The sequence below is a fragment of the Clostridium sp. AM54-37XD genome, from assembly GCF_003478225.1.
Lineage (GTDB): Bacteria > Bacillota > Clostridia > Lachnospirales > Lachnospiraceae > Coprococcus > Coprococcus ammoniilyticus.
Genome location: NZ_QUEV01000003.1, coordinates 40,793 through 63,257, shown reverse-complemented (window position 1 = coordinate 63,257; position 22,465 = coordinate 40,793). Strand labels below are relative to the sequence as shown.

Here is a 22,465-nt window from a genome sequence, read left to right as displayed (position 1 = left end):
GAACAATGGCAGATTTTGAACACCTGCTTGCAAGAGCCGTTTCCAGATTCGGAAATGATTCTGAGAAATACCGTGTGATCTCAGCCAAGATGCTTGGAACCTGTCTTCATATGATGCAGGGAACTCCTTATGTATATGAAGGTGAAGAACTCGGTATGACAAATGCAGATTTCGCAGAGATCAGCGAATACAGGGATCTGGAAGCGTTAGATATCTATTATGCATCTGGTGGATGATCTGGCAGGATATGTTAGAAAAGAATCCCGCGATGTTCAGAAAGGAGCCATTCTCTTTTCTTCCTCTGAGGATGGCATTCTGATCGGTTGGGATGAAACCAGAGAATATCTGAATACAAGGCCGGGTGTCCATGCTGTAGATGGTGGCTGTGATAACCTTGAATTTAACCGGTCAGATGCAACTAAAGCAGCAGGACTTCAGACACTTGCGGTGATGCTTGGTATTCCCATGAATGAGACTCTGTCAAATAATGAAGACGGCGTTGCTGTTGTATTAGAACGCATCGCTTCGCTCATTTGACAGACCACCCATCTGTTTGCGGTAGGCATTCGGTGTCAGGCCATATTCTTTTTTAAAACAATTTACAAAATGACTGCAGGACGCAAAATACAGAAATGAACTGATTTCTGTACAGCTCGCCTGGCTGTTTAACAGCATGTAGCGAGCCGTCCTGCATTTTTCTTTTATGATATATTGTGAGAGACTGCAGTTCATATCTTTTTTGAACAGACGGGTCATATAGTCCGGGTGGAGCTTCACTGCATCGGCGACATCCGATACCCGGATCGGTTCTGTGATATGGTTGTTGATGTAGGAGACGGCCTGCATGACATGATAAGACAGTCCGGGACTGTTATGAAGCTCGTGCATGGCAAGTACAAAATCCTTCACAACAGCTCCTTTTCGCGGATTCAGTTGTTCCGGTGTCAGACATGCGTCGATTTTTCGGATATGCATATCACTTAAAGTATAGGCCTGTTCCGGATCCAACCCGGCCTCGATACAGAAACGTGTGATCATGGCAGTCAGAATGACCAGATGGTACTTTTTGTTCTGCAGTGGGGATGAAGACAGCTTTCCCATGCCTTCCATGGTATCTGCATTCATATTTAGCTTCAGCAGCTCCATATCCCCATTTGCGATCCGCCGGTAAAATGAATACTCTGCCTCCATCGGCAGGTGATAAGACTGTTCCTCCTGCTGCGCTAATAACAGTTTCTGTAATTCTTTATTCATGGAAATACTCCTTTCATATAATATACAGCTATAAAAATATTTGCATATAGGCATTATTTTATCAAATGAACGGATTGTCCATCTCTAAAAATACAATCAGAACAATGAAGGTCAGCTATGCGATATAAAAATCGGATATATTATATTCCCTACATATGCATTTATAGTATCATAAATTCAGAAAATAACAATTACAAATTTATTATTTGCTAAATGAAAAGGAGATCATGCATATGAAGACATGGAAAGGGTATCAGAAGGGTGTTAATCTGGGAGGCTGGTTTTCCCAGTGTGATTATTCCGAGGACAGATTCAATAATTTTATTACGGAAGATGATTTTAAAGAGCTTACAAGCTGGGGACTGGATCATCTCAGACTGCCGGTGGATTATAATCTGGTAGAGACAGAAGACGGACAGTATAAGGAAGAAGGTTTTGCACGGATCAAACGTGCACTGGAACTCGGACATAAATATGGTTTCAATATGATTCTTGACCTGCATAAGACCGCCGGTTATTCTTTTGATCCGGGAGAAAAACAGAGTGGATTTTTTGGAAACGAAGCTCTTCAGGAACGCTTCTACAGATTATGGGAAGAATTTGCAAAGCGCTTTGGCGGATATGGAGATAAAGTTGCATTTGAATTATTAAATGAGGTAGTAGATAAAGAAGATGGTGCTGTATGGGCAGAGATCGCACCAAAGTGTGTCGAACGTATCCGTGCATATGCACCGGCAACTGATATTCTGATCGGTGGTTACTGGCATAACAGCGTGCAGGCAGTCAGAGATATTCCGATGCCGATGGATGAACATATCATATATAATTTCCACAGCTATGACCCTCTTCTTTTTACACATCAGGGCGCACAGTGGTAGATGATATGCCGGCGGATTATCATATGGAATTCAAAGGCAGCATGGAAGATTTTTGTGCATATGCAAAAGCACACCTGCCTGCAAAACTTGCGGGAACGCTGTCGATCCTTGATTATAAGGGCAATCTTGATTCAGCATATTTTGAAGACCTGTTTGCCGATGCGATCGCTGTTGCAAAGGAGCGAAATGTAGCACTTTATTGTGGTGAATATGGTGTGATCGAAAACGCAGATCCGGCAAACACTGTATTATGGTATAAAGCCATCCATGAAGTATTTGCAAAATATGGTATCGGCCGTGCGGCATGGTCATACAAGGAGATGGACTTCGACCTTCGCGCTGATCGTCTGAAACCGGTATTTGCTGAACTCAAGAAATATTTTTAAGGCGTTAATTCTATTTAAGAAACTTTTTCCGGCGCATGCTTGCTTATTCTTTTCGTATGGATTATAATAACAAAAGCTGATTTTTGTAGAAAGAAAAGAAGTAGGAGAAAACAAGATGGTAAACGAAGAAAAGGTCAGATTGATGACCAGACTTGCCATGTACGAACAATCTACAGGAAAAGAAGATCTGGAAAAAGGCAGATATTTCAAATCAGACTATGTAAAATACAACTGTCTGAAGACCCTGGTATCGACAACGATATTATTTGTGATCGTGGTAGCGGCCTATATTTATTACAATATGGGCAAACTGATCACGGAGCTTGTAGATATAGATCTGTTCGGTCTGGCATATAAACTTCTTATAGTATATGCGGTTGTTTGCGTAGTATTTATGGTTCTTGCATGGTTTCTATACTCCTATAGATACACCAAGGCAAAGCCTCATATCATAAAGTACAATCAGGATCTGAAGAAGCTGATTGCTTTCTATGAGAAAGAGGACAAAACCAAAGGGAAGAAGAGGAGGAAGTAAACATGGCATCACTTTTGACATTCAGAGATGGAATTAAGAATTTTTGCAGTAAATACGATAGGATCGTAGCACCGGCTATCCGGTTCATTCTCGCATTGCTGATGTTCTGGTCCATTGTACATATTACAGGCGGACATAATGAAACGATATCCAGCGGGCTGGTTATTTTTCTTCTTGCTGTTGTATGTGCATTTATTCCGGAAAGTCTTACTTATGCAATTGGTGGAGTTGTTGCATTTATGAATTATTTTTCGGGCAATAAAGAAACAGGCATATCATTTATTGTTTTATTTATTATCATGTATTGCCTGTATATCCGGTTTTTCCCGAAAGCAACATGGGTGGTCATGTATGCCCCATTATTTTTCATTATTAAAATGCAGTATGTGCTTCCGATTCTTGCAGGTATGTTTGTAGGACCGATCGCGATCGTTCCGTTAGCTTTTGGTGCTGTCTTCTATTATTTTTCATTAGATGCATCCAATTATCTTGCAGAACTGAGTAAGACAACAGATACAGAAAATATGCTTGAAAGTTATAAATATATATTCCAGCATTTGATTGATAATAAAGATCTTCTGCTTACGATTGTTGTATTTGCAGTTGTTCTTATTATTACGCATGTGATATACAGATTATCGGTTGAATATTCATGGTATGCGGCAATTATTGTTGGTGGTCTGTTTGAGATTATCTTATTCCTGGTTGGAAATGTTGTACTCAATGCAAGCATCTCGATTGGAGAGATTCTGCTGGGTTCGATCTGTGCAGTGATTATTGCGGTTGTAGCGCAGTTCTTCAAAACAGTTGTGGATTATTCAAGAGTGGAGAATACACAGTTTGAAGATGAGGAATATTATTATTATGTAAAAGCTGTTCCAAAGATCGTTATGACGAAACAGCAGAAGAACGTAAAAAAGATCAATACAGTATCACAGAATATCGCTGATGAAGATTCAGTAAGTGGTGTTACGAGGTAAAATGAATTCTTGCATATGACCTGACGTTTTTGTCAGGTCATATCTTTATCCCACCATATAGGAAGGCTGATACAGCCTTTGTATATCCGGAATATTCAGAAAGGAGAGATATCGAATGGATAAGATCCTGGCATTTATGAGAACATATTTTGACTGGTTTTACATTACCACACCGGATATCAGTGACATTATTGAGATCCTGATCCTTTCATATGTGATCTATAAGATACTGATGTGGTTTAAGAGCAATCGTGCATGGACACTGTTAAAGGGTATTGTTCTAATCCTGTTATTTACGATTCTGGCATCCCTGTTCCAGTTTAATACGATTCTGTATATATTGAAAAATGTGTTCAGCATAGGTATTCTGGCAGTTATCATTTTATTCCAGCCGGAGTTCCGGCGAGGTCTGGAAACACTTGGACGAAAGAAATTTTTTGATTATATCATGCATGAAGATGCAGATGAAAGAAAGTTGAGTGACAAAACGATTTATGAGCTGATCAAGACAGTAACTGTTTTATCAGCGAACCGGACAGGTGCATTGATCGTTATTGAAGACAAGGTCGCACTGGGTGAATATATTGATACGGGAATCCCTGTTGATGCGGTTGTAACGAACCAGCTTCTGCTTAATATATTTGAGCATAATACACCGCTTCATGATGGTGCAGTCATCCTCAGAAATAACAGAGTGGTTGCAGCAACCTGTTATCTTCCATTGTCAGCCAATCTCTCTATCAACAAGGAGTTGGGAACCAGACATCGTGCAGGTGTAGGTATCAGTGAGGTGTCCGATAGTGTAACACTGATCGTATCAGAGGAGACCGGCTCGATCTCGATCGCAAAGGGTGGCGAGCTGTATCGAAACCTGGATACAGAAAGTGTCCGGAACCATCTGGAACTGTTAAATCAGGAGGATGGAAAGAAAAAGGATGAACGCCGGCAGAGGGATGGCAAACGCAAAAAGAAGAGTACTGAGAAAAAGACCAGTTCAGGTAATGTAAAAAGTGGAAAGTCTTCTGATAAGAGAAAGGAGGCTGACGGCAATGAAAGATAAATTATTCAGTAACTGGGGATGGAAACTCTTATCATTGATCCTTGGATTTGTTGTCTGGGTCACAGTTTTAAATGTGGATGATTATTCAACCACACGGCAGATCAGAGATATACCGGTTACTCTGATCAATACAGATGCGATCACGGACAAGAATCAGTTGTATGATATTGTGTCCGGTGAAACAGTGGACATCATCGTAAAGGGCAGACGTTCAGTTGTAAATGCACTTGGAGCTTCTGATTTTACAGCAGTTGCGGATATGTCAAAATTGTCGATCACAAATGCTGTAAATATTACGGTGACAGCGAATTCATCGTCTGTAAATAACAATATCAGCATTACGATCGTAGATAATGTACTCCAGGTAGAACTGGAGGAGGAACAGACGGCATCCCTGCCGGTAACGGTTACGACAAAGGGTGAAACGGCAGAAGGATATACGACCGGTATTCCGGTATCTACGCCGAATCTGATAACGGTAAAGGGAGCAGCAAGCGTGATCGAACGGATTGAGAAGGCAGAGGTACAGGTGGACGTATCCGGACGGACTTCAGATGTAACAGCAACCTGCACACCAATCTTCTATGATGCAAATGGTGACGCGGTATCCGGTAAGAAGCTGGAAAGCAAGGTGACCGGAGTGTCTGTAACTATACCGGTTTATAAGACGAAAACGGTAGCAGTAAAGCTGGACACAACCGGTGTTCCGGCAGATAATTATAAAGTAGTGAACGTAGAATATGTGCCGAATGAGATAACAGTTGGAGGACCGGCAGATGTGCTGCAGAATCTCACGGAGATAACAGTAGATGATATCGATGTATCCGGATGCAGTGAAGATTTGGAAAGTACGATCGAGATATCCAAGTATTTGCCTGATGGAGTTGTTCTGGCAGATGAGAATACAAGCATCAGCGTCCATGTAGCGATTGAACGGAATATCAGCAGAACAATGACGATATCAGCCAATGATATTACGATTGAGAATAAACTGACGGACTATGATTATGCTGTTCAGTTTCCGGAGGGAAATACAGTTGTGATATCAGGCTTTCTGATGAGGTTGCCAAGCTTACAGCGAAGGATCTGAAGATAACGATTGATGCGGAAACATTATCCATTGGTGCAAATACGGTTGAGCTGTCGATAAAAGACAGCGATACATACACAGTGGACAGTACCTGTAAAGTGGATATAGAAGTTACGGCAATGCCGTGACACAGCAAGGACAGGCAATAGTAGAACTACAATAGGAAGGTTGCGCTATTGCCTGATCCTGTATTATGCAGAAGGGAGACTGATATATGGAACAAATGAATGAGAAAATTGCAAAGTTAAAAGAAATTGTTGCAGGTTCGGAACGTATGGTTTTCTTTGGTGGAGCGGGTGTTTCTACAGAGAGCGGGATTCCGGATTTCCGCAGTGTGGATGGATTGTATAATCAGAAATACAAATATCCACCTGAAACGATCATCAGTCACAGCTTCTATATGCGTGACCCGGAAGAGTTTTACCGTTTCTATAAGGATAAGATGATCTATCAAGATGCAAAGCCGAATATGGCACATAAAAAACTTGCAGAACTGGAAGCGCAGGGGAAACTTGCAGTGATCGTAACACAGAATATTGACGGCCTGCATCAGATGGCAGGAAGTAAGAATGTGATTGAGCTGCATGGTTCGATCCATAGAAATTATTGCACAAAATGTCACAAATTCTATGATCTGGATTATATTATTCAATCAGATGGTGTACCAAAATGCAGTTGTGGTGGAATAATTAAGCCGGATGTAGTATTATATGAAGAGGGTCTGAACAATGACGACATTGAGAATGCGATCCGGTATATTTCGGAGGCAGATACATTGATCATTGGCGGAACCTCGTTGGTTGTTTATCCTGCCGCCGGACTGATTCGGTATTTCAGAGGAAAACACCTGGTAGTTATTAATATGTCGCCGACACAGACGGACAGTCAGGCAGATCTTCTGATCGCTGACAAGATCGGAAAAGTGCTGGGACAATTATAAAAATGAAAATAAAACGAAATGGAGAAAGACATGAACAAACTAGACCTTCAAAAAAAGGCTGTTGACATCCGTAAGGGAATTGTTTCCTCCGTACATTCTGCAAAAGCAGGACATCCGGGCGGATCACTTTCAGCAGCAGACATTTTTACTTATCTTTATTTTGAGGAATTACATGTGGATCCGAAGAATCCAAAGGATGAGAACAGAGACCGTTTTGTATTATCCAAAGGACATACAGCACCGGGTTACTATTCAGCCCTTGCTGAGAGAGGATTTTTCCCGGTTGAGGATCTTCTGACCCTGCGTCATATCGGTTCTTATTTACAGGGACACCCGGATATGAAGCACATTCCTGGTGTGGACATGTCATCCGGTTCTCTCGGACAGGGACTTTCTGCAGCAGTCGGTATGGCACTTGCAGCAAAGATGTCCGGTAAGGAATACAGAACCTACTGCCTGTGCGGAGACGGAGAGATCCAGGAGGGACAGATCTGGGAGGCTGCTATGTTTGCAGGTCACAGAAAGCTGGATAACCTTGTAGTGATCGTAGATAATAATAACCTTCAGATCGACGGAACCGTTGAGGATGTATGTTCCCCATATCCGATCGATAAGAAGTTTGAAGCATTTAATTTCCATGTAATTAATATCGACGGAAATGATTTTGATCAGATCGATGCAGCATTCAAGGAAGCAAAGGCAACCAAGGGAATGCCGACAGCGATCATCGCCCATACCGTAAAAGGTAAGGGAGTATCCTTCATGGAGAACAATGTGGGATGGCATGGTAAAGCTCCGAATGACGAGGAGTATGCGATTGCAATGGAAGAACTGGAAAAGGCAGGTGACGTGTTATGTCAGAAGTAAAGAAGATCGCAACAAGAGACAGCTATGGTAATGCATTGGTTGAGCTTGGAAAAGAACATGAGAACCTGATCGTACTGGATGCAGACCTTGCAGCAGCAACAAAGACCGGAATCTTCAAGAAAGCATTTCCGGAACGTCATGTAGACTGTGGTATCGCAGAATGTAATATGGCAGGCATCGCAGCCGGAATGTCAACCTGTGGATATGTGCCGTTTATGAGCTCCTTTGCGATGTTTGCGGCAGGCAGAGCTTTTGAGCAGGTAAGAAACAGTATCGGATACCCACATCTGAATGTAAAGATCGGAGCAACTCACGCAGGTATCTCCGTAGGAGAAGACGGAGCAACCCACCAGTGTAATGAAGATCTTGCACTGATGAGAGAGATCCCTGGCATGGTGGTTATCAATCCATGTGATGATGTAGAAGCAAGAGCAGCCGTAAAGGCAGCATATGAATATGTAGGACCTGTCTATATGAGATTTGGAAGACTGGCAGTACCGGTCATTAATGATGAGACAACCTACAAGTTTGAGATCGGCAAGGGCGTAGAATTACGGCCTGGAAAGGATATCACGATCATAGCAACCGGACTTCCGGTATCTGAGAGCTTAGAAGCTGCGAAGTTTTTGGCAGAGGACGGTATCGATGCACAGGTGATCAATATCCACACGATCAAACCGCTTGACGAGGAACTTGTCGTAAAGGCAGCACAGGCAACCGGCAGAGTGTTCACGGTAGAGGAGCATTCGATCATCGGTGGACTCGGTTCAGCGGTTATGGAATGTCTGGCAGAGAAGAATCCGGTTAAGGTAACAAGGATCGGTGTTCGCGATACCTTCGGTGAGTCCGGCCCGGCAAAGGACCTGCTTCATAAGTATGAACTCGACGCAGAGGGCATCTATAAGCAGATCAAAGCAGCATTATAAAGGCTATGTAACAAAAATAAAGATACATTATTTATTATTACGCAAGTCACGTTCGGGAGCCTTTGAAACAAAATGGAAAATACATTACATATTATTACGCAAGTCGTTTGCACTCTATTCCAACGCAACGGTACTAAGTTCCTCGCCTATGGCGACTCACTAAGAACCGGCGTTGGAAAAGGCTTGCTACATAATAGTAATGCTATTTTCCATTTGTACTTTAAGTATTCGTGTCCGAACGTGCTTGCTGCATGATGATAATGTATCTTTATTTTTGTATCTAAGTGCCTTTATAACGCTGCTTTTTATAGATAGAGGGTATGGCGGCAGACAGGGCAATAAAATGAGATACACATATGTAGAGTATAGATTATATTGAGCTGCCCATTAATGAATAAAATGGATGAGAGATATACTATTATGGAGTAAGCCTTATCCGAGGCCGGTACTTAAGTTGCGTCTTTTGCAACTTTATGTACCGCTGCACGAGGATACGAGTGGAAGCGTCTTACGGAATAATATGTATATTCTTATTCATTTTTAATTCATTAAGGGCAGCTACTTGCAAATAAAACTATATATGTGTATCTTACATGGATTCCTGTCTGCCGCCATCCCTCTCTATCATAATTCTAAAATTTTCGGCGCAGTTCTTAAATAAGGATAAAGTCGGTTGACAGAAGCCGGAAGTTTCATTTATCATATCAAGTAGAGTATATTTAAATCTATTATTTCAATAAAATCTTTTCATTCATTGTTCCGTTCATGTTTGGAACAGATACGAAAAATCTATAAAAAGATCAGGAAATAAAACTACATAGGGACAGAGAGTTGACAGAGCAAAGGGACACTTATACTTGTTGTTGTGTACAATTCAGTGAAACAATATACGTTGGAGCGATAACAGGGGCTTTTATATGTGTACCGGAAAGGGAGGTTGTTTATGCAGGAACAGAAAGTCGAACAGGAAATTGATATTACGAAATTATCGAATGAATTTACCTACAGAAAATACATGATGAGCAGGGACTCCGTACGGCATTTATTTTCTAAATTAAGTGTTGCGGAATATGTCGCGCTGCAAAGTATAGAGGCGATCAGCGGGGATTCTGCTATTTATGGCGGCAAGGCATATCTGACTGATCTGTCCGTCCGGATGCAGATGAGCATTCGCAGGACATCAAAGACGGTAAGGGATCTCAGAGATTGCGGCTATGTCAAATGGTCACATGATGGAAATGGTACGGACGGCACTTATGTAACGATCACGGATGCCGGTGCGAAACAGCTTCATGAGCAGGAAACGATCATTAAGGACTTTTACGGAAATGTAATTAACAAATTCGGCAAAGAGAATATGATCAATCTGTTGATCCTGATGAAGGAGCTGGATACGGTTATGGAGAGTGAGATTGAAGAAATGCAGGTGGTGAAGAACGATGATGAGTCTGATGAAAATGAATGAGTATGTGGCAATACAGGAAAAGATATGCGAGAAAAATGATTATATCGCACCAAGATTATATGATGAATATGGGGTAAACCGCGGACTTCGCGATGACCGCGGAGTTGGTGTATTGACCGGTCTGACGAACATTTCAAAGATTGTATCCTCTAAGGTGCAGGATGGCAAGAAAGTACCTTGTGATGGAGAACTCTGGTACAGGGGTTATCGGGTGGAGAATCTGATCGGAAGTCTGGGAGAAGATGAACTGGGGTTTGAAAAGGTGGCATATCTTCTGTTGATGGGTGAGCTGCCAAATGCAGAAGAACAGCATGAATTTGAGAAGATCGTCGGTGGGCTTCGTACGCTGCCATCGAATTTTACAAGAGATGTTATCATGAAAGCGCCGACAGAGGATATCATGAATTCCATGACACGTAGTATCCTGACGCTTGCATCCTATGATAAGAATGCAAAGGATACCGGTGTGAATAATTCTCTGCGTCAGTGTATCCAGCTGATCAGTGAATTTCCGATGCTGGCTGTATATGGATATAATGCATATAATCATTATGTAAAGAATGACAGTATGTTCATCCATCGTCCGGCAAAGAATCTGTCAACGGCTGAGAATATTCTCATGCTGCTTCGTCCGGATAAGAAATATTCCAAGGTAGAGGCAAAGGTACTTGATACGGCACTGATCCTTCATATGGAGCATGGTGGTGGTAATAATTCAACCTTTACAACAAGAGTTGTTACGTCCTCCGGTTCGGACACCTATTCCACAATGGCGGCTGCTATGTCATCCTTAAAGGGACCAAAGCATGGTGGTGCCAATATCAAGGTTATGGAAATGATGGATAATATTCGCGGACATATAAAAGACTATGAAGATAAAGATGAGATAGAAGCATATTTAAGCAAGATCCTGAACAAGGAAGCATTTGACAATAAGGGATTGATCTATGGTATGGGACATGCCGTATATTCCTTGTCAGATCCGAGAGAGCGGGTGTTCAAGGATTATGTCGTTAAGCTGGCTCATGAAAAGGGCAGGGAAAAAGATCTCAGGTTGTATGAGAACATAGAGGAGCTTGCCCCGGAGCTGATCGCAAAGCAGCGCAAGATCTTCAAGGGTGTAAGTCCAAATGTGGATTTCTACAGCGGATTTGTATATGACATGCTGGGAATCCCGATGGAGCTTTATACAGCGATGTTTGCAGTTGCACGTATCGTTGGATGGAGCGCACACAGGATCGAGGAGCTGATCACGAATAACCGGATCATGCGTCCGGCATATATGAGTATCATGGAGAAAAATCCCCAGATATAAACAAAAGCCAAAAACAAAGCGTAGTTATAACATGAGAACAGACAGGTTATAAGAGCCCATTGAGGTTCTTATAATCTGTCTGTTTTTATGTATGGATCGCTGTATCGACTATAAAATAAATCAGATAATACAGAAGAAAATATACAGAAGGAATCTGCATAAACATACATTTTACATAAATAGAAAAGCAGCGAATCACATATACTTAGAAAGAAATGTAAAATTATCAGATGCTTTTCAGGTGGGGTGCCGAAAGTGCCGGAAATACGGGGAATCATTTGGAGAATGCTGGTAATACATGGAAAATGAATGATTTTACCATAATTTTACAAAAAAATTTCAAGTGGTTGATAGCAGCAAAAAATGGGATGGTGTAAATTGAAGAACAGTGAAGTAGAAGAGAGATAGATGACGTATGAAAGTAACATTTGAAGATGTAAAAAAGAACAGAGCGGTTCAGACATATATAAGGATGGCAGACGAATCCTTACATGCAATGGGATATACAGAGCATGGATTTGCACATGTGGAACGTGTAGCAGAGACGGCAAGGGAGATACTGCTGACGCTTGGCTATTCCGAGCGCGAAGCGGAGCTTGCGAGTATTGCAGGGTATCTGCATGATATTGGAAATGTTGTAAACCGGGAAGGACATGCGCAGTCCGGTGCGGTCATGGCGTTTCGGATATTGGATGATATGGGTGCAGATCCGGAGGATACAGCGACGATCATAACAGCAATAGGCAATCACGATGAGTCGGCGGCATTTCCGGTAAATCCGATCGCAGCAGCATTGCTGATCGCGGATAAAAGTGATGTGAGAAATTCGAGAGTCAGAAATACGGACATTTCATCCTTTGATATTCATGACAGGGTGAACTATGCCGTAAAAGAAAACAAATTGAAGATTACCAGGGATTCACATATTGGGCTGAAATTAAAGATCGATAAATCTATGTGTGCCGTTATGGATTATTTTGAGATCTTTTTACAACGTATGATCCTGTGTAGGAAATCAGCCGAGGTGCTTGGGCTGAAATTCTGGCTTACGATCAATAAACAACGGGTAATCTGACAGGGGGTGTATGGCGATTCAAAGAATATTTCAGTACATAAAAGAGAAAATAACAGGAGCGATAAAAAGAATGAATAACGGAGAAAAGAATCTGAAAAATGCAGAAGTGGCAAATGAGAAAATACAGCAAGAAAAGCGGGTAAAAAAGGTGAATCATATCGGATTGTATGAAAATCGTGAATTATCATGGCTGAAATTCAATGAACGAGTGCTGGAAGAAGCCGAGGACACCAGTGTTCCATTGTGCGAGCGGATGACATTTTTGTCTATCTTTCAGAGCAATCTGGATGAATTCTTTATGGTGCGTGTCGGTTCGTTGGAGGATCAGAAGCTGTTAAGCCAGAAACTTCGGGAGAACAAGACAAATATGACAGCGGGAGAGCAGATCGAGGCAATCTTAAAACGAGTTGCAGAACTAAACGAAAGAAAGGATGCCGTCTATGCTTCCATTATGAAGGAGGTTGGTGAGAAGGGCGTTCATCTGACGGATTTTAAAGAACTTGCAAAATCAGAGAGCAAATATTTGGAAGATTATTTCATGAAAGAGATCGTACCGTTGTTATCGGTTATGATCGTTGGAAGAAAGCAGCCATTTCCGTTTTTGAAGGGACAGGAGATTTACGCGCTTGCTGTTCTTGGTACAAGAAATGGTAAGAAAAAAATCGGGATCATTCCATGCAGCAGTTCTGTATTTCCAAGGCTGATCCGGATTCCGACAAAGGATGATACCTATATGCTGGTCGAGGAACTGATCCTGCATTTCCTGCCAAAGGTGTATAAGGGCTATAAGGTTCTGGAAAAATCTGTGATCCGCGTAACGAGAAATGCGGATATTGATTTTAATGCCGTCTATGATGAAGATCTTGATTACAGAGATAAGATGGCACAGATCGTAAAGCTCAGAAAGAAGCTTGCACCGGTACGGCTGGAATTATCCCGTGATATCAATGAAGATATGATAAAACAGGTATGTGAGTATGCAGAGATGGAAGAGCCACATGTATTCTTAAATCAGGCTCCGCTCGATCTTTCATTCCTGTTCCAGATTGAGGATATTTTGAGAAAAGATGCAAATCTGGTCTATCAGAGACGTGTCCCACAGCCATCTCCGATGTTAAAGAGCAATGAACATATCATACCACAGATTTTGGATCATGATGTTTTATTATCCTATCCGTATGAGAGCATTAAACCATTTCTGCAGATGCTTCAGGAGGCTGCCCGTGATCCGGAGGTTATCTCTATTCGTATGACACTTTACCGTCTGGCAAGAAACAGCAAGGTGGTAGAGGCACTGACCGAAGCTGCTGAAAATGGCAAACAGGTCGATGTACTGGTTGAATTAAAGGCGAGATTCGACGAGGCAAATAATATTGAGTGGAGCCGTACGTTAGAGGATGCAGGCTGCCATGTCGTATATGGAATTGATGGCTTAAAGGTTCATTCAAAGCTGTGTCTGATCACCAGAAAGGTCGGAGATGAGATTCAGTATATTACGCAGGTCGGAACCGGAAATTATAACGAAAAGACTTCCAGATTATATACGGATCTGTCGTTGATCACAGCAGATAAGAGAATTGGAGAAGAAGCAGCAAAGGTATTTCAGGCGATCCTGCTTGGTTCTGTAGTAGAAGATATGGAACATCTGCTGGTTGCACCAAAATGTCTCCAGAATAAGGTTCTTGCCATGATCGAGAATGAGATTCAGATCGCAAAGGAAGGAAAGCCCGCCTATATCGGAATCAAGATCAATTCACTGACGGATAAGAAGATCATAGATAAGCTGATCGATGCATCCAGAGCCGGAGTAAAGATCGACATGGCGATCCGTGGCATTAACTGCTTAAGAAGTGGAATACCGGGAGATACCGATAATATTCATATTGTAAGTATTGTAGGACGTTTCCTGGAACACTCCAGAATCTATATTTTCGGAACGCATGACAGGGATAAGGTATATATCGCATCGGCTGATTTTATGACGAGAAATACACTTCGTCGTGTGGAGGTCGCAGCGCCGCTTTATGATGAGACGGTGAAGAATAAAGTCAGGAAGATGTTTGCAACGATGCTTCGCGATAATGTGAAAGCCAGAGAGCAGCAGCCGGATGGCAGTTATCAGAAACTGTCAATGGTGGGACCTGTCTTAAATTCCCAGGAATATTTTTACGAGGAAGCATATATGGAAGCCGGAGATGCTTTTCATCAGCTTTTAAGAAAGCAGGATATGGATACGGAGAAGAAACAGACGGTGTAATTCAGACAAAGTCAGAAAATAGAACCTGGCACAGGGGAAAATGTTATTGAAAGTTTACCTGTAAATAGATATACTATAAGTGGTAAAACAGGTTAAAAAGATAAGGAGTTTTAACACGATATGAAGCTTTCGATAACAGGATTATTTAAGCGGCATGTAAAGGAAGAAAAAAAGCCGCAGAATATAGATGCAGGTCAGGAAAAAGAACCGGCTCCATAATTCAGACAGACATATGGAAGAAACCATCATCAGATGGGCTGGTGGATTATCATGCTGTAACCGGAGAAGGAACACCGGAGTATCAGGAACGACAAAACAGTTTACAGCAGATGGAGGCATGGGCGAAAGAGAACCAGATTCCGGTCGGCAAGCGTACGGTGACCGATTATTACTATGACAGTAAGATCGTACCGGGACGGGTTGTACTGATGGGACTCGGAAAAAATGTCCGTGGCAGTATGCAGTATATTTTAAATGAATTAAATCATAACGATGCATTTAAAGATTTTCATATCTATGTCAAAACAGCCAAAGATACAGAAGAGATTGTAAAGACCTATATCAGACAGAACGGATGGAGCCGTACAGAAGCGGTGACTCCGGATTCTGTCTATATGGAGTTGATCGAAACGGCACAGTTTCTTCTGACTGAGGTGTATTTAACGGCTGCATGGGTGAAGAAAGAAGGTCAGATGTACATTAATATCTGGCATGGAACCCCGCTTAAAAAGCTGGGACTTGCAAAGAATGCAAAAGGAAAGCATAAGAATGGCATTCAGCAGAGCAATTTCATTGATGCAGACTATCTGTTATATCCAAATGATTATACAAAAAAACATATGCTGGAATCCTATAAGGTTGCAGACCTGATGCCGGGTAAGGTCTTAAAGCTCGGTTATCCAAGAACCGGTGGTATGTTAGAGGCTGCGCAGAGTGACCAGACAGAATTGCGCAAGATGCTTGCACCGAACGGGGAGCACATTTATGCCTACATGCCAACCTGGAAGGATTACCTTAAGGTCGATCAGGTTGTTGCGGAATCAAAGGAGCTTCTGGATTATCTGGATGCAAATCTCCGAGAGGATCAGATCCTGTATGTAAATCTGCATCACAGAGTCAGCGATTCGCTGGATTACAGTCAGTTTAAGAGGATCCGCCAGTTTCCTCCGACAGTGGACAGCTATAAGCTGTTGGCATTGACGGATGCACTGATCACGGATTACTCCAGTGTATTCTATGATTATCTGGCACTTCGCCGGCAGATTGTTTTATATTGCGCTGACTATGAGCTGTATCGTAAGAAACGTGGCACTTATATGGATCTGATGGAGCTTCCTTTTGATAAGGCCGTAACACCGGAAGAGGTACTTGCGGCGATCAACCGTGGTAAGACCTATGATGATGAAGCAGCATATCAGGAGTTCTGTGCTTACGATTCTGTTGAGAATGCGCACAAGCTCTGCAGTTTATTCCTGGGAACCGAGGATGAAGTTGAAGTAGAAGCGATTCCGAAAAATAAGAAAAAGAAAGTAATGATCTATTCAGATGCGCTATCCGAGTGTACGGAGACACAGTGGCTTAGAAAAACAGCGGAAAACTGTGCCGGAAGTGATACGGTGGAATTGTTTATTTCCTGCAATCAGGATATGGTCAATGAGAATAAGGATTCAGCATATCCGTTACTGAATAAAGTTCCGGTTATCGGAACAACCGCTGATTATTTCCCAAGTGCGATGGGACGTACAGCGAAGAAGCTTTACGAAAGTGGGAAGATTACGATAGGACAGGCAATGTCCGTATGGAAATATGATTATGCAGCAGCCGCCAGGCGGTTTCTGGGACGTGCTGCCTTTGATCTGGCAGTATTGCTTGATGTGACAGATCCGGAAAAACTTCTGTCATTGACATTTATGGATCAGCCAAATAAAATAATGATTATCAGTGACCTTATGTACAAGGAGATCACAGAAAATAATAATACATTCCTGAAGGATGCCTTACAGGTAAGTGCATCTTATATGAGGGCAGTATTTGTGAAGAATGAAGAGCAGTATGCATATATCAGTCAGATGATCGGGGATGCATGTCCGGTTTGTTATATGAAGGATGCAAAAGATCTGACACAGGCGATCAACGCTGCTGTGATGAGAGAAGGAGAATAATATGAAAAAGGTAATAACATATGGAACCTTTGATTTGCTGCATTACGGACATATCAATCTGTTACGGAGAGCAAAGGAATTGGGAGACTATCTGATCGTTGCACTTTCAACAGATGAATTTAACTGGAATCAGAAGCATAAGAAATGTTATTTTTCTTATGAGGAAAGAAAGCAGTTATTAGAGGCAATCCGTTATGTTGACCTTGTCATTCCGGAGGAATGCTGGGAACAGAAATCAGAAGATATCAAAGAATTTAAGATTGATACCTTTGTTATGGGAAATGACTGGGAAGGAAAGTTTGATTTTCTGAAAGACTATTGTGATGTCGTGTATCTTCCAAGAACACCGGACATTTCAACCACCCAGATCAAAGATGATCTTGGAAAATAAAAGGATGGTAGCGGAAAATGAAGTTTCATCTGCCTTGGAAACGGGAACAGGAAAAGAAAGAATATACATTGATCTATGATGGAAATGGCGGCAGACAGAACGGTGAACGTTTTGTCCGCCGTTCATTTTGGCTTCCGGACGGGGGCTTCGGGAAAGAAAAAAAGTTTGTTTCAAATACTGATGGTGGGGATTTGACTGTTGAAACAGTATTTTCCAATTCCAATCTGAAGTGCATCGGTTATTATGCCAGAAAGCGTACAGAAGAAGGCTGGATATGGTATGGAACGGATCATAACTGGCACGATTCCTTTTATGACGGCACGGTTTGCAAGCAGTTGATACCGATCGCAGCATCGGTAGAATCTTTGTATGAAGCTGCGGATGATGAGATCTATCTGGTTGCACAGTGGGAGGATGAACATGGAATCCGCAGAAACTGTGGATATGAGATATTCTCGAAAAAACTGATGGCACATGCATTTGGCGGTATGGATGGTACAACCTATCATAATACGGCAGAGGCATTTGAACATGGGAAAAAGGAAGGCTATCAGTCGTTTGAGATCGATCTTTCCTATACGGAGGATGACCGTCTGGTATTGTGTCATGGATGGACAGAGAATAATTGTAAGTGCACCGGGGTTTCGTATAAGCCGGAATTTGCGCATATGACATATGAACAGGCAATGCAGATACCGATCCACGGACATTCGATCATGGACGCGAGACAGTTCTATGAAAAAGTAAAGAATGAACCTGCCTATACATTTGAAATTGATTTCCATAATATAAAAAAAGGGAACGAGAAACGGGTTGCCGCTATGCTGGAGGATTTCCGGCAGGATGAAGGTCTGCTCGATCGTCTGCTGATGCAGGTATACAGCCAGCCGATGTATGAACAGATCGACTCCGTGTATCATTTTGCAAATTATATGTATCTGGTTGGATTAAATATCGATAAGCTGGATTCGATCCTCACTTATTGTCTGGATCATGGAATATGCAGTGTTGCAATGCGGACGAATTTTGTAACAAAGGAAAATGTCCGTAAGGTACATGATGCTGGACTGTATGCATTTTGTTATACGGTTTCAGATGATGCTGTTTATGCTAATTATCTATTCCAGCTTGGTGTGGATATGATCTGTACAGATTTTGTAACGGAAAAAGCACTGGAAGCAACGAAGGAAACATTTGGCAGATATCCGTTTATGGTGTGGTACAACAGCAACCATAAGGAAGCAGTCAGTCATTACCCAGAGACTTCCGATGGAGATGAGAATGCGGGAATGCTTACCCGGTTGAAGAGTGGAAATCTGGAATACAGGGATAAGACGATCTGGGAACATACCGAAGGGCAGACACTGCGGGCATGCGGATACGAAGTACCGGGAAAACGATTTGCAGGATGGAAACTGCGCATATCCATTGAAGGAAAAAATTTGTGGTATTCGACGGATGGATTATTCCATGCAGCGAAGGACTATACGGTCAGAAAGAGTATTCAGGCATGTATTTTCAAGGATGGAGATGTGCTCCCGGATTTCGATGTCAGGAAGAATATGAAAGTAATTATGGTAGCAGTATGGGAGAATCTTGATTGATCCTCCCATATTTTAAATAAGTTTATATGCTTATCAGTTATTCTATTTGCCTGTGCCTGCTGTCAGGGGGGATAGAAAACACGTTTCATTTCCTATTCTGCCCGCACGCCTATTTGCCGTCAGCCGCCCTAACTTACCCTTACGGGTTTAGACAAGGGCTTTGTGCCGGCAGCTGGTGCAGGCATCATAACGGAAATTACACTTTATGTTTTCTATCCACCCTGACAGCAGACGCAGGCGAATGGAATGTCGGATAACAAAAATAGATGAAAGGATTAAAAATAAATATGAAGATAGTATTTTTAGATCGTAAGACGATAGGAGAAGACATTGACTTGACGGGCTTTGAGGCTTTGGGAGAAGTTGTAACATATGAGATGTCACAGCCGGAAGAAGTTCCGGAGCGGGCGAAGGATGCAGATGTTATCATTGTGAATAAAGTCCCGGTAAATGAGCAGACGGTTGGAACGGCTCAGAATCTGAAGCTGGTCTGTGTAGCGGCAACCGGAACAAACAATCTGGATAAGAACTATCTGGATAAACGGGGAATTGAATGGAGAAATGCAGCCGGATATTCCACTACGATCGTTGCACAGCACACATTTGCCATGCTTTTTTATCTGCTCGAAAAGCTCCGGTATTATGATGATTATGTAAAGAATGGATCATATCAGAAAAACGATGTATTTACCTGGTTTGGCGAGCCGTTTACAGAGCTTGCCGGAAAGACATGGGGTATCATTGGGCTTGGTGCGATCGGAAGGAAGGTGGCAGATATAGCAAAGGCATTTGGCGCACATGTAATCTATTATTCAGCATCCGGCAGACCGGCACAGGAGGGCTATGAGCAGGTTGACCTGAATACACTTCTTCGGACATCTGATGTCATATCGGTTCATGCGCCATTAAATGAATATACCGGGAATCTGATGGATAAAGCGGCATTTGCAAAGATGAAAAAGGATGCAATCTTCCTGAACCTTGGACGTGGGCCGATCGTAGTCGAAGAAGATCTTGCAGAAGCCTTGAAGCAGGACACGATCGCAGCCGCAGGCGTAGATGTCCTTCGGACGGAACCGATACAGCCGGACAATCCGCTGCTTGCTATAAAGGACAGCCATAAGCTGCTCATCACGCCACATGTCGCCTGGGCAAGCACCGAAGCCCGTACCCGCCTGATGCAGATCGTCCTTTACCATGTAAGGAATTTTGTTGCGGAGAGGTAGCATTGATACAAAAAAACGTTTGGATAGCTTAATATGCGGAAGATGAATGTGATACCCGGAATCGTCATTGAACTGAACGCATATATGGGTATAAATGTTATGAGATTAACCTGATACCCGGAAATTATTAAGAAGATGGGTATAGTGTAAAATAAAATGATTTTATACCCATAAATAAAATGATTTCAGGGTATGGATGCTTACTATGGGCTATAATACCCGAAAGTAAGGTAGAGATAAGGGTATAGATTATTAAAATAAAAGCAGATACCCCAAAAACAAAATTTGATGTGGTATGAAGTGTTATAAAGTGGTTCAATACCCACCAACTATATAGCTAAGGGAAAGAATTAACAGAGCACAAAAAAATAAGAGGACTCGGAGGTATGGAACTGCACCTCCGAGTCCTCTTTATATAAGAGAAATGCAAAAGATCCCGGTCAATTATTCAAAAGGCTGCTTATTATGACGGCTGAAGAAATCACGCGTTTCCCTTGCAACCACACCGCTTAAAGCAAAGATGGCGATCATATTAGGAATAGCCATCAGTCCGTTGAAGATATCGGCGATCGTCCATACAGCAGAAACTGTCATGTAAGGTCCGATAAATACAGCAAGAATGTATAACCATCTGTAGATCATGATGGATTTCTTTTTGCCGCCGGATAAGTATTCCAGACAACGCTCAGAATAATAATCCCATCCAAGGATCGTCGTAAATGCAAAGAATACCAGACAGAGCATTAACAGGAAGCTTGATATCGTTGCAGGAATCGGAAGTCCCTCGTTAAAAGCATATGTGGTAACCTGAACACCCTGTAAACCTTCCACTTTCCATGCACCGGTAAGAACAATGGAAAGACCTGTCATTGTACAGATAATGATAGTATCGATGAAAGTACCGGTCATGGATACAAGTCCCTGACGAACCGGTTCCTTTGTCTGGGCAGCGGCTGCTGCGATAGGAGCAGAACCAAGACCGGCTTCATTTGAGAAGATACCACGCGCGACACCTTTCTGCATAGCAACGATAAATGAACCGGCGATACCACCCGCAACAGCAGAAGGCTTGAAAGCGCTCTTTACAATGATAACAACAGCCTCAGGAATTTTAGTGATGTTGCAGATCAGTAACATCACACATATAACAACATAGATAACAGCCATAAATGGAACGATGATCTGGGATACGCTTGCGATACGCTTCAGTCCGCCAATCAGAACGAGTGCAACACATACACTTAAGATCAGGGAAGCGATAACAACGGTCCATGAATAAGTACCGATTCCTGGAATATTAACCGTCCACTGCATGTCAGGATCAAAGAATGAATTAACAGCGGAAGAAATACCATTTACCTGAGAGAAGGTTCCGATACCGAACAGACCTACACAGATACCAAAGAAAGCAAATATTTTTGCAAGCCATTTCCATTTTGAACCCATACCTTTTTCGATATAGTAGAATGGTCCGCCAAGTGCATGGTTGTCCTTGTCAACGACACGATATTTGACAGCCAGAAGACCTTCTGCGTATTTGGTTGCCATTCCGAAGAATGCAGCAAGTACCATCCAGAATAATGCTCCCGGTCCACCGGCTCCGATCGCAGTTGCTACACCAACGATATTACCGGTTCCAATCGTAGCGGAAAGAGCAGTACACAGTGCACCAAAGGAAGTAACCTCGCCTTCGCCTTCTTCTTCGTTTTTGATCATCCATTTGAGTGCTAATGGCAGTTTGCGGATCTGAAGAACGCCCATCCGGATTGTGAGAAGAATTCCACCGACCATAATAAGGACCATAAGTGGAGGACCCCACACAAAATCATCGATTTTTGTTAAGATTTCATTTACAGTTGCCCACATGATTTTCTCCTTTTCATTTTTGTATTGTGGTGATGTGTTATTCTGATAAATTATATGAATAAAATAAAGAATTATATTATGAAAAAATCAAATATTTATAAAAATAACACAACATTTTAATATAATACATACTTTTCTACGCTAATGCAACAGAATTTGCTTAATTTCGTGAAAAAACAGCGGTAAAA

General features: G+C 42.2%; 20 protein-coding genes and 1 pseudogene. 19 read left to right on the top strand and 2 right to left on the bottom strand.

Annotation, left to right across the window (positions count from 1 at the left end; translation table 11 throughout):
* Positions 1 to 32 precede the first annotated feature (32 nt).
* Positions 33 to 218, top strand: a pseudogene (locus DXA07_RS03420) (alpha-amylase family glycosyl hydrolase); the annotation flags it as partial.
* A 1-nt stretch (position 219) separates the two neighbouring features.
* On the top strand, positions 220 to 537 hold the full coding sequence (locus tag DXA07_RS03415; RefSeq protein ID WP_117822987.1) for a hypothetical protein: 318 nt from the start codon (positions 220 to 222) through the stop codon (positions 535 to 537).
* Here DXA07_RS03415 and DXA07_RS03410 read toward each other — a convergent pair.
* Positions 511 to 1,254 carry an AraC family transcriptional regulator gene (locus tag DXA07_RS03410; protein WP_173783654.1) on the bottom strand — a complete coding sequence of 248 codons (744 nt, stop codon included), beginning with the start codon at positions 1,252 to 1,254 and terminating at the stop codon, positions 511 to 513. The two genes, DXA07_RS03415 and DXA07_RS03410, sit on opposite strands and share 27 nt — an antisense overlap.
* Before the next feature lie 233 nt (positions 1,255 to 1,487).
* On the opposite strand from DXA07_RS03410, the gene DXA07_RS13285 reads away from it, so the two are divergent.
* The 17 genes from DXA07_RS13285 to DXA07_RS03330 all read left to right on the top strand — a co-directional run bounded on the left by DXA07_RS13285 (position 1,488) and on the right by DXA07_RS03330 (position 20,411).
* Positions 1,488 to 2,132, top strand: a complete 645-nt coding sequence (locus DXA07_RS13285) for a cellulase family glycosylhydrolase (RefSeq protein ID WP_243015405.1) — start codon at positions 1,488 to 1,490, stop codon at positions 2,130 to 2,132.
* Positions 2,126 to 2,518 carry a hypothetical protein gene (locus tag DXA07_RS13280; protein WP_243015404.1) on the top strand — a complete coding sequence of 131 codons (393 nt, stop codon included), beginning with the start codon at positions 2,126 to 2,128 and terminating at the stop codon, positions 2,516 to 2,518. Before DXA07_RS13285 ends, DXA07_RS13280 begins: the two co-directional genes overlap by 7 nt.
* Positions 2,519 to 2,633: 115 nt before the next feature.
* Positions 2,634 to 3,053, top strand: a complete 420-nt coding sequence (locus DXA07_RS03400; RefSeq protein WP_117808841.1) for a hypothetical protein — start codon at positions 2,634 to 2,636, stop codon at positions 3,051 to 3,053.
* A 2-nt stretch (positions 3,054 to 3,055) separates the two neighbouring features.
* Positions 3,056 to 4,033 (top strand): hypothetical protein, encoded by a 978-nt coding sequence (locus tag DXA07_RS03395; protein WP_117808842.1) that lies wholly within the window; start codon positions 3,056 to 3,058, stop codon positions 4,031 to 4,033.
* 115 nt (positions 4,034 to 4,148) lie between these two features.
* Positions 4,149 to 5,093 carry a diadenylate cyclase CdaA gene (cdaA, locus tag DXA07_RS03390; RefSeq protein WP_117808843.1) on the top strand — a complete coding sequence of 315 codons (945 nt, stop codon included), beginning with the start codon at positions 4,149 to 4,151 and terminating at the stop codon, positions 5,091 to 5,093.
* Positions 5,083 to 6,183, top strand: a complete 1,101-nt coding sequence (locus DXA07_RS03385; RefSeq protein WP_118483408.1) for a CdaR family protein — start codon at positions 5,083 to 5,085, stop codon at positions 6,181 to 6,183. The genes cdaA and DXA07_RS03385 overlap by 11 nt, the downstream gene beginning before the upstream one ends.
* 223 nt (positions 6,184 to 6,406) lie before the next feature.
* Positions 6,407 to 7,123, top strand: coding sequence for an NAD-dependent protein deacylase (locus DXA07_RS03380; RefSeq protein WP_117808855.1), 717 nt, complete (start codon positions 6,407 to 6,409; stop codon positions 7,121 to 7,123).
* A 30-nt stretch (positions 7,124 to 7,153) separates the two neighbouring features.
* The gene (locus DXA07_RS03375; protein ID WP_117808845.1) at positions 7,154 to 7,990 is read left to right on the top strand and encodes a transketolase; all 837 of its coding nucleotides are present in this window, start codon (positions 7,154 to 7,156) and stop codon (positions 7,988 to 7,990) included.
* Positions 7,978 to 8,916, top strand: a complete 939-nt coding sequence (locus DXA07_RS03370) for a transketolase family protein (RefSeq protein WP_117808846.1) — start codon at positions 7,978 to 7,980, stop codon at positions 8,914 to 8,916. Before DXA07_RS03375 ends, DXA07_RS03370 begins: the two co-directional genes overlap by 13 nt.
* A 943-nt stretch (positions 8,917 to 9,859) precedes the next feature.
* On the top strand, positions 9,860 to 10,381 hold the full coding sequence (locus DXA07_RS03365) for a MarR family winged helix-turn-helix transcriptional regulator (protein WP_117808847.1): 522 nt from the start codon (positions 9,860 to 9,862) through the stop codon (positions 10,379 to 10,381).
* The gene (locus tag DXA07_RS03360) at positions 10,359 to 11,696 is read left to right on the top strand and encodes a citrate/2-methylcitrate synthase (RefSeq protein ID WP_348980742.1); all 1,338 of its coding nucleotides are present in this window, start codon (positions 10,359 to 10,361) and stop codon (positions 11,694 to 11,696) included. The genes DXA07_RS03365 and DXA07_RS03360 overlap by 23 nt, the downstream gene beginning before the upstream one ends.
* Positions 11,697 to 12,111: 415 nt before the next feature.
* On the top strand, positions 12,112 to 12,771 hold the full coding sequence (locus DXA07_RS03355; protein WP_118483406.1) for an HD domain-containing protein: 660 nt from the start codon (positions 12,112 to 12,114) through the stop codon (positions 12,769 to 12,771).
* Positions 12,772 to 12,841: 70 nt separating this feature from the next.
* On the top strand, positions 12,842 to 15,028 hold the full coding sequence (ppk1, locus tag DXA07_RS03350; RefSeq protein WP_348980735.1) for a polyphosphate kinase 1: 2,187 nt from the start codon (positions 12,842 to 12,844) through the stop codon (positions 15,026 to 15,028).
* Between the two features lie 260 nt (positions 15,029 to 15,288).
* Entirely contained in the window at positions 15,289 to 17,190 is a 1,902-nt protein-coding gene (locus DXA07_RS03345; protein WP_118483403.1) for a CDP-glycerol glycerophosphotransferase family protein, read from the top strand.
* Position 17,191: 1 nt separating this feature from the next.
* On the top strand, positions 17,192 to 17,581 hold the full coding sequence (tagD, locus tag DXA07_RS03340; RefSeq protein WP_021943559.1) for a glycerol-3-phosphate cytidylyltransferase: 390 nt from the start codon (positions 17,192 to 17,194) through the stop codon (positions 17,579 to 17,581).
* A gap of 17 nt (positions 17,582 to 17,598) precedes the next feature.
* Positions 17,599 to 19,185: a phosphatidylinositol-specific phospholipase C/glycerophosphodiester phosphodiesterase family protein gene (locus DXA07_RS03335; protein WP_118483401.1), complete on the top strand. Its 1,587-nt coding sequence runs from the start codon at positions 17,599 to 17,601 to the stop codon at positions 19,183 to 19,185.
* A gap of 287 nt (positions 19,186 to 19,472) precedes the next feature.
* Positions 19,473 to 20,411, top strand: a complete 939-nt coding sequence (locus DXA07_RS03330; protein WP_118483599.1) for a D-2-hydroxyacid dehydrogenase — start codon at positions 19,473 to 19,475, stop codon at positions 20,409 to 20,411.
* 444 nt (positions 20,412 to 20,855) lie between these two features.
* On the opposite strand, the gene DXA07_RS03325 is transcribed toward DXA07_RS03330, so the two are convergent.
* Positions 20,856 to 22,277: an alanine/glycine:cation symporter family protein gene (locus DXA07_RS03325; RefSeq protein WP_117822973.1), complete on the bottom strand. Its 1,422-nt coding sequence runs from the start codon at positions 22,275 to 22,277 to the stop codon at positions 20,856 to 20,858.
* Between the last annotated feature and the right edge of the window lie 188 nt (positions 22,278 to 22,465).

Coding starts and splice junctions, on each gene's coding strand:
- DXA07_RS03400 (WP_117808841.1), top strand. CDS start 2,634: ATGGTAAACGAAGAAAAGGTCAGATTGATGACCAGACTTGCCATGTAC.
- tagD (WP_021943559.1), top strand. CDS start 17,192: ATGAAAAAGGTAATAACATATGGAACCTTTGATTTGCTGCATTACGGA.
- DXA07_RS03370 (WP_117808846.1), top strand. CDS start 7,978: ATGTCAGAAGTAAAGAAGATCGCAACAAGAGACAGCTATGGTAATGCA.
- DXA07_RS03330 (WP_118483599.1), top strand. CDS start 19,473: ATGAAGATAGTATTTTTAGATCGTAAGACGATAGGAGAAGACATTGAC.
- DXA07_RS03410 (WP_173783654.1), bottom strand. CDS start 1,254: ATGAATAAAGAATTACAGAAACTGTTATTAGCGCAGCAGGAGGAACAG.
- DXA07_RS03385 (WP_118483408.1), top strand. CDS start 5,083: ATGAAAGATAAATTATTCAGTAACTGGGGATGGAAACTCTTATCATTG.
- DXA07_RS03415 (WP_117822987.1), top strand. CDS start 220: ATGCATCTGGTGGATGATCTGGCAGGATATGTTAGAAAAGAATCCCGC.
- DXA07_RS03360 (WP_348980742.1), top strand. CDS start 10,359: ATGAGTCTGATGAAAATGAATGAGTATGTGGCAATACAGGAAAAGATA.
- DXA07_RS03355 (WP_118483406.1), top strand. CDS start 12,112: ATGAAAGTAACATTTGAAGATGTAAAAAAGAACAGAGCGGTTCAGACA.
- DXA07_RS03380 (WP_117808855.1), top strand. CDS start 6,407: ATGAATGAGAAAATTGCAAAGTTAAAAGAAATTGTTGCAGGTTCGGAA.
- DXA07_RS03395 (WP_117808842.1), top strand. CDS start 3,056: ATGGCATCACTTTTGACATTCAGAGATGGAATTAAGAATTTTTGCAGT.
- cdaA (WP_117808843.1), top strand. CDS start 4,149: ATGGATAAGATCCTGGCATTTATGAGAACATATTTTGACTGGTTTTAC.
- ppk1 (WP_348980735.1), top strand. CDS start 12,842: ATGAATAACGGAGAAAAGAATCTGAAAAATGCAGAAGTGGCAAATGAG.
- DXA07_RS03375 (WP_117808845.1), top strand. CDS start 7,154: ATGAACAAACTAGACCTTCAAAAAAAGGCTGTTGACATCCGTAAGGGA.
- DXA07_RS03335 (WP_118483401.1), top strand. CDS start 17,599: ATGAAGTTTCATCTGCCTTGGAAACGGGAACAGGAAAAGAAAGAATAT.
- DXA07_RS13285 (WP_243015405.1), top strand. CDS start 1,488: ATGAAGACATGGAAAGGGTATCAGAAGGGTGTTAATCTGGGAGGCTGG.
- DXA07_RS03325 (WP_117822973.1), bottom strand. CDS start 22,277: ATGTGGGCAACTGTAAATGAAATCTTAACAAAAATCGATGATTTTGTG.
- DXA07_RS03365 (WP_117808847.1), top strand. CDS start 9,860: ATGCAGGAACAGAAAGTCGAACAGGAAATTGATATTACGAAATTATCG.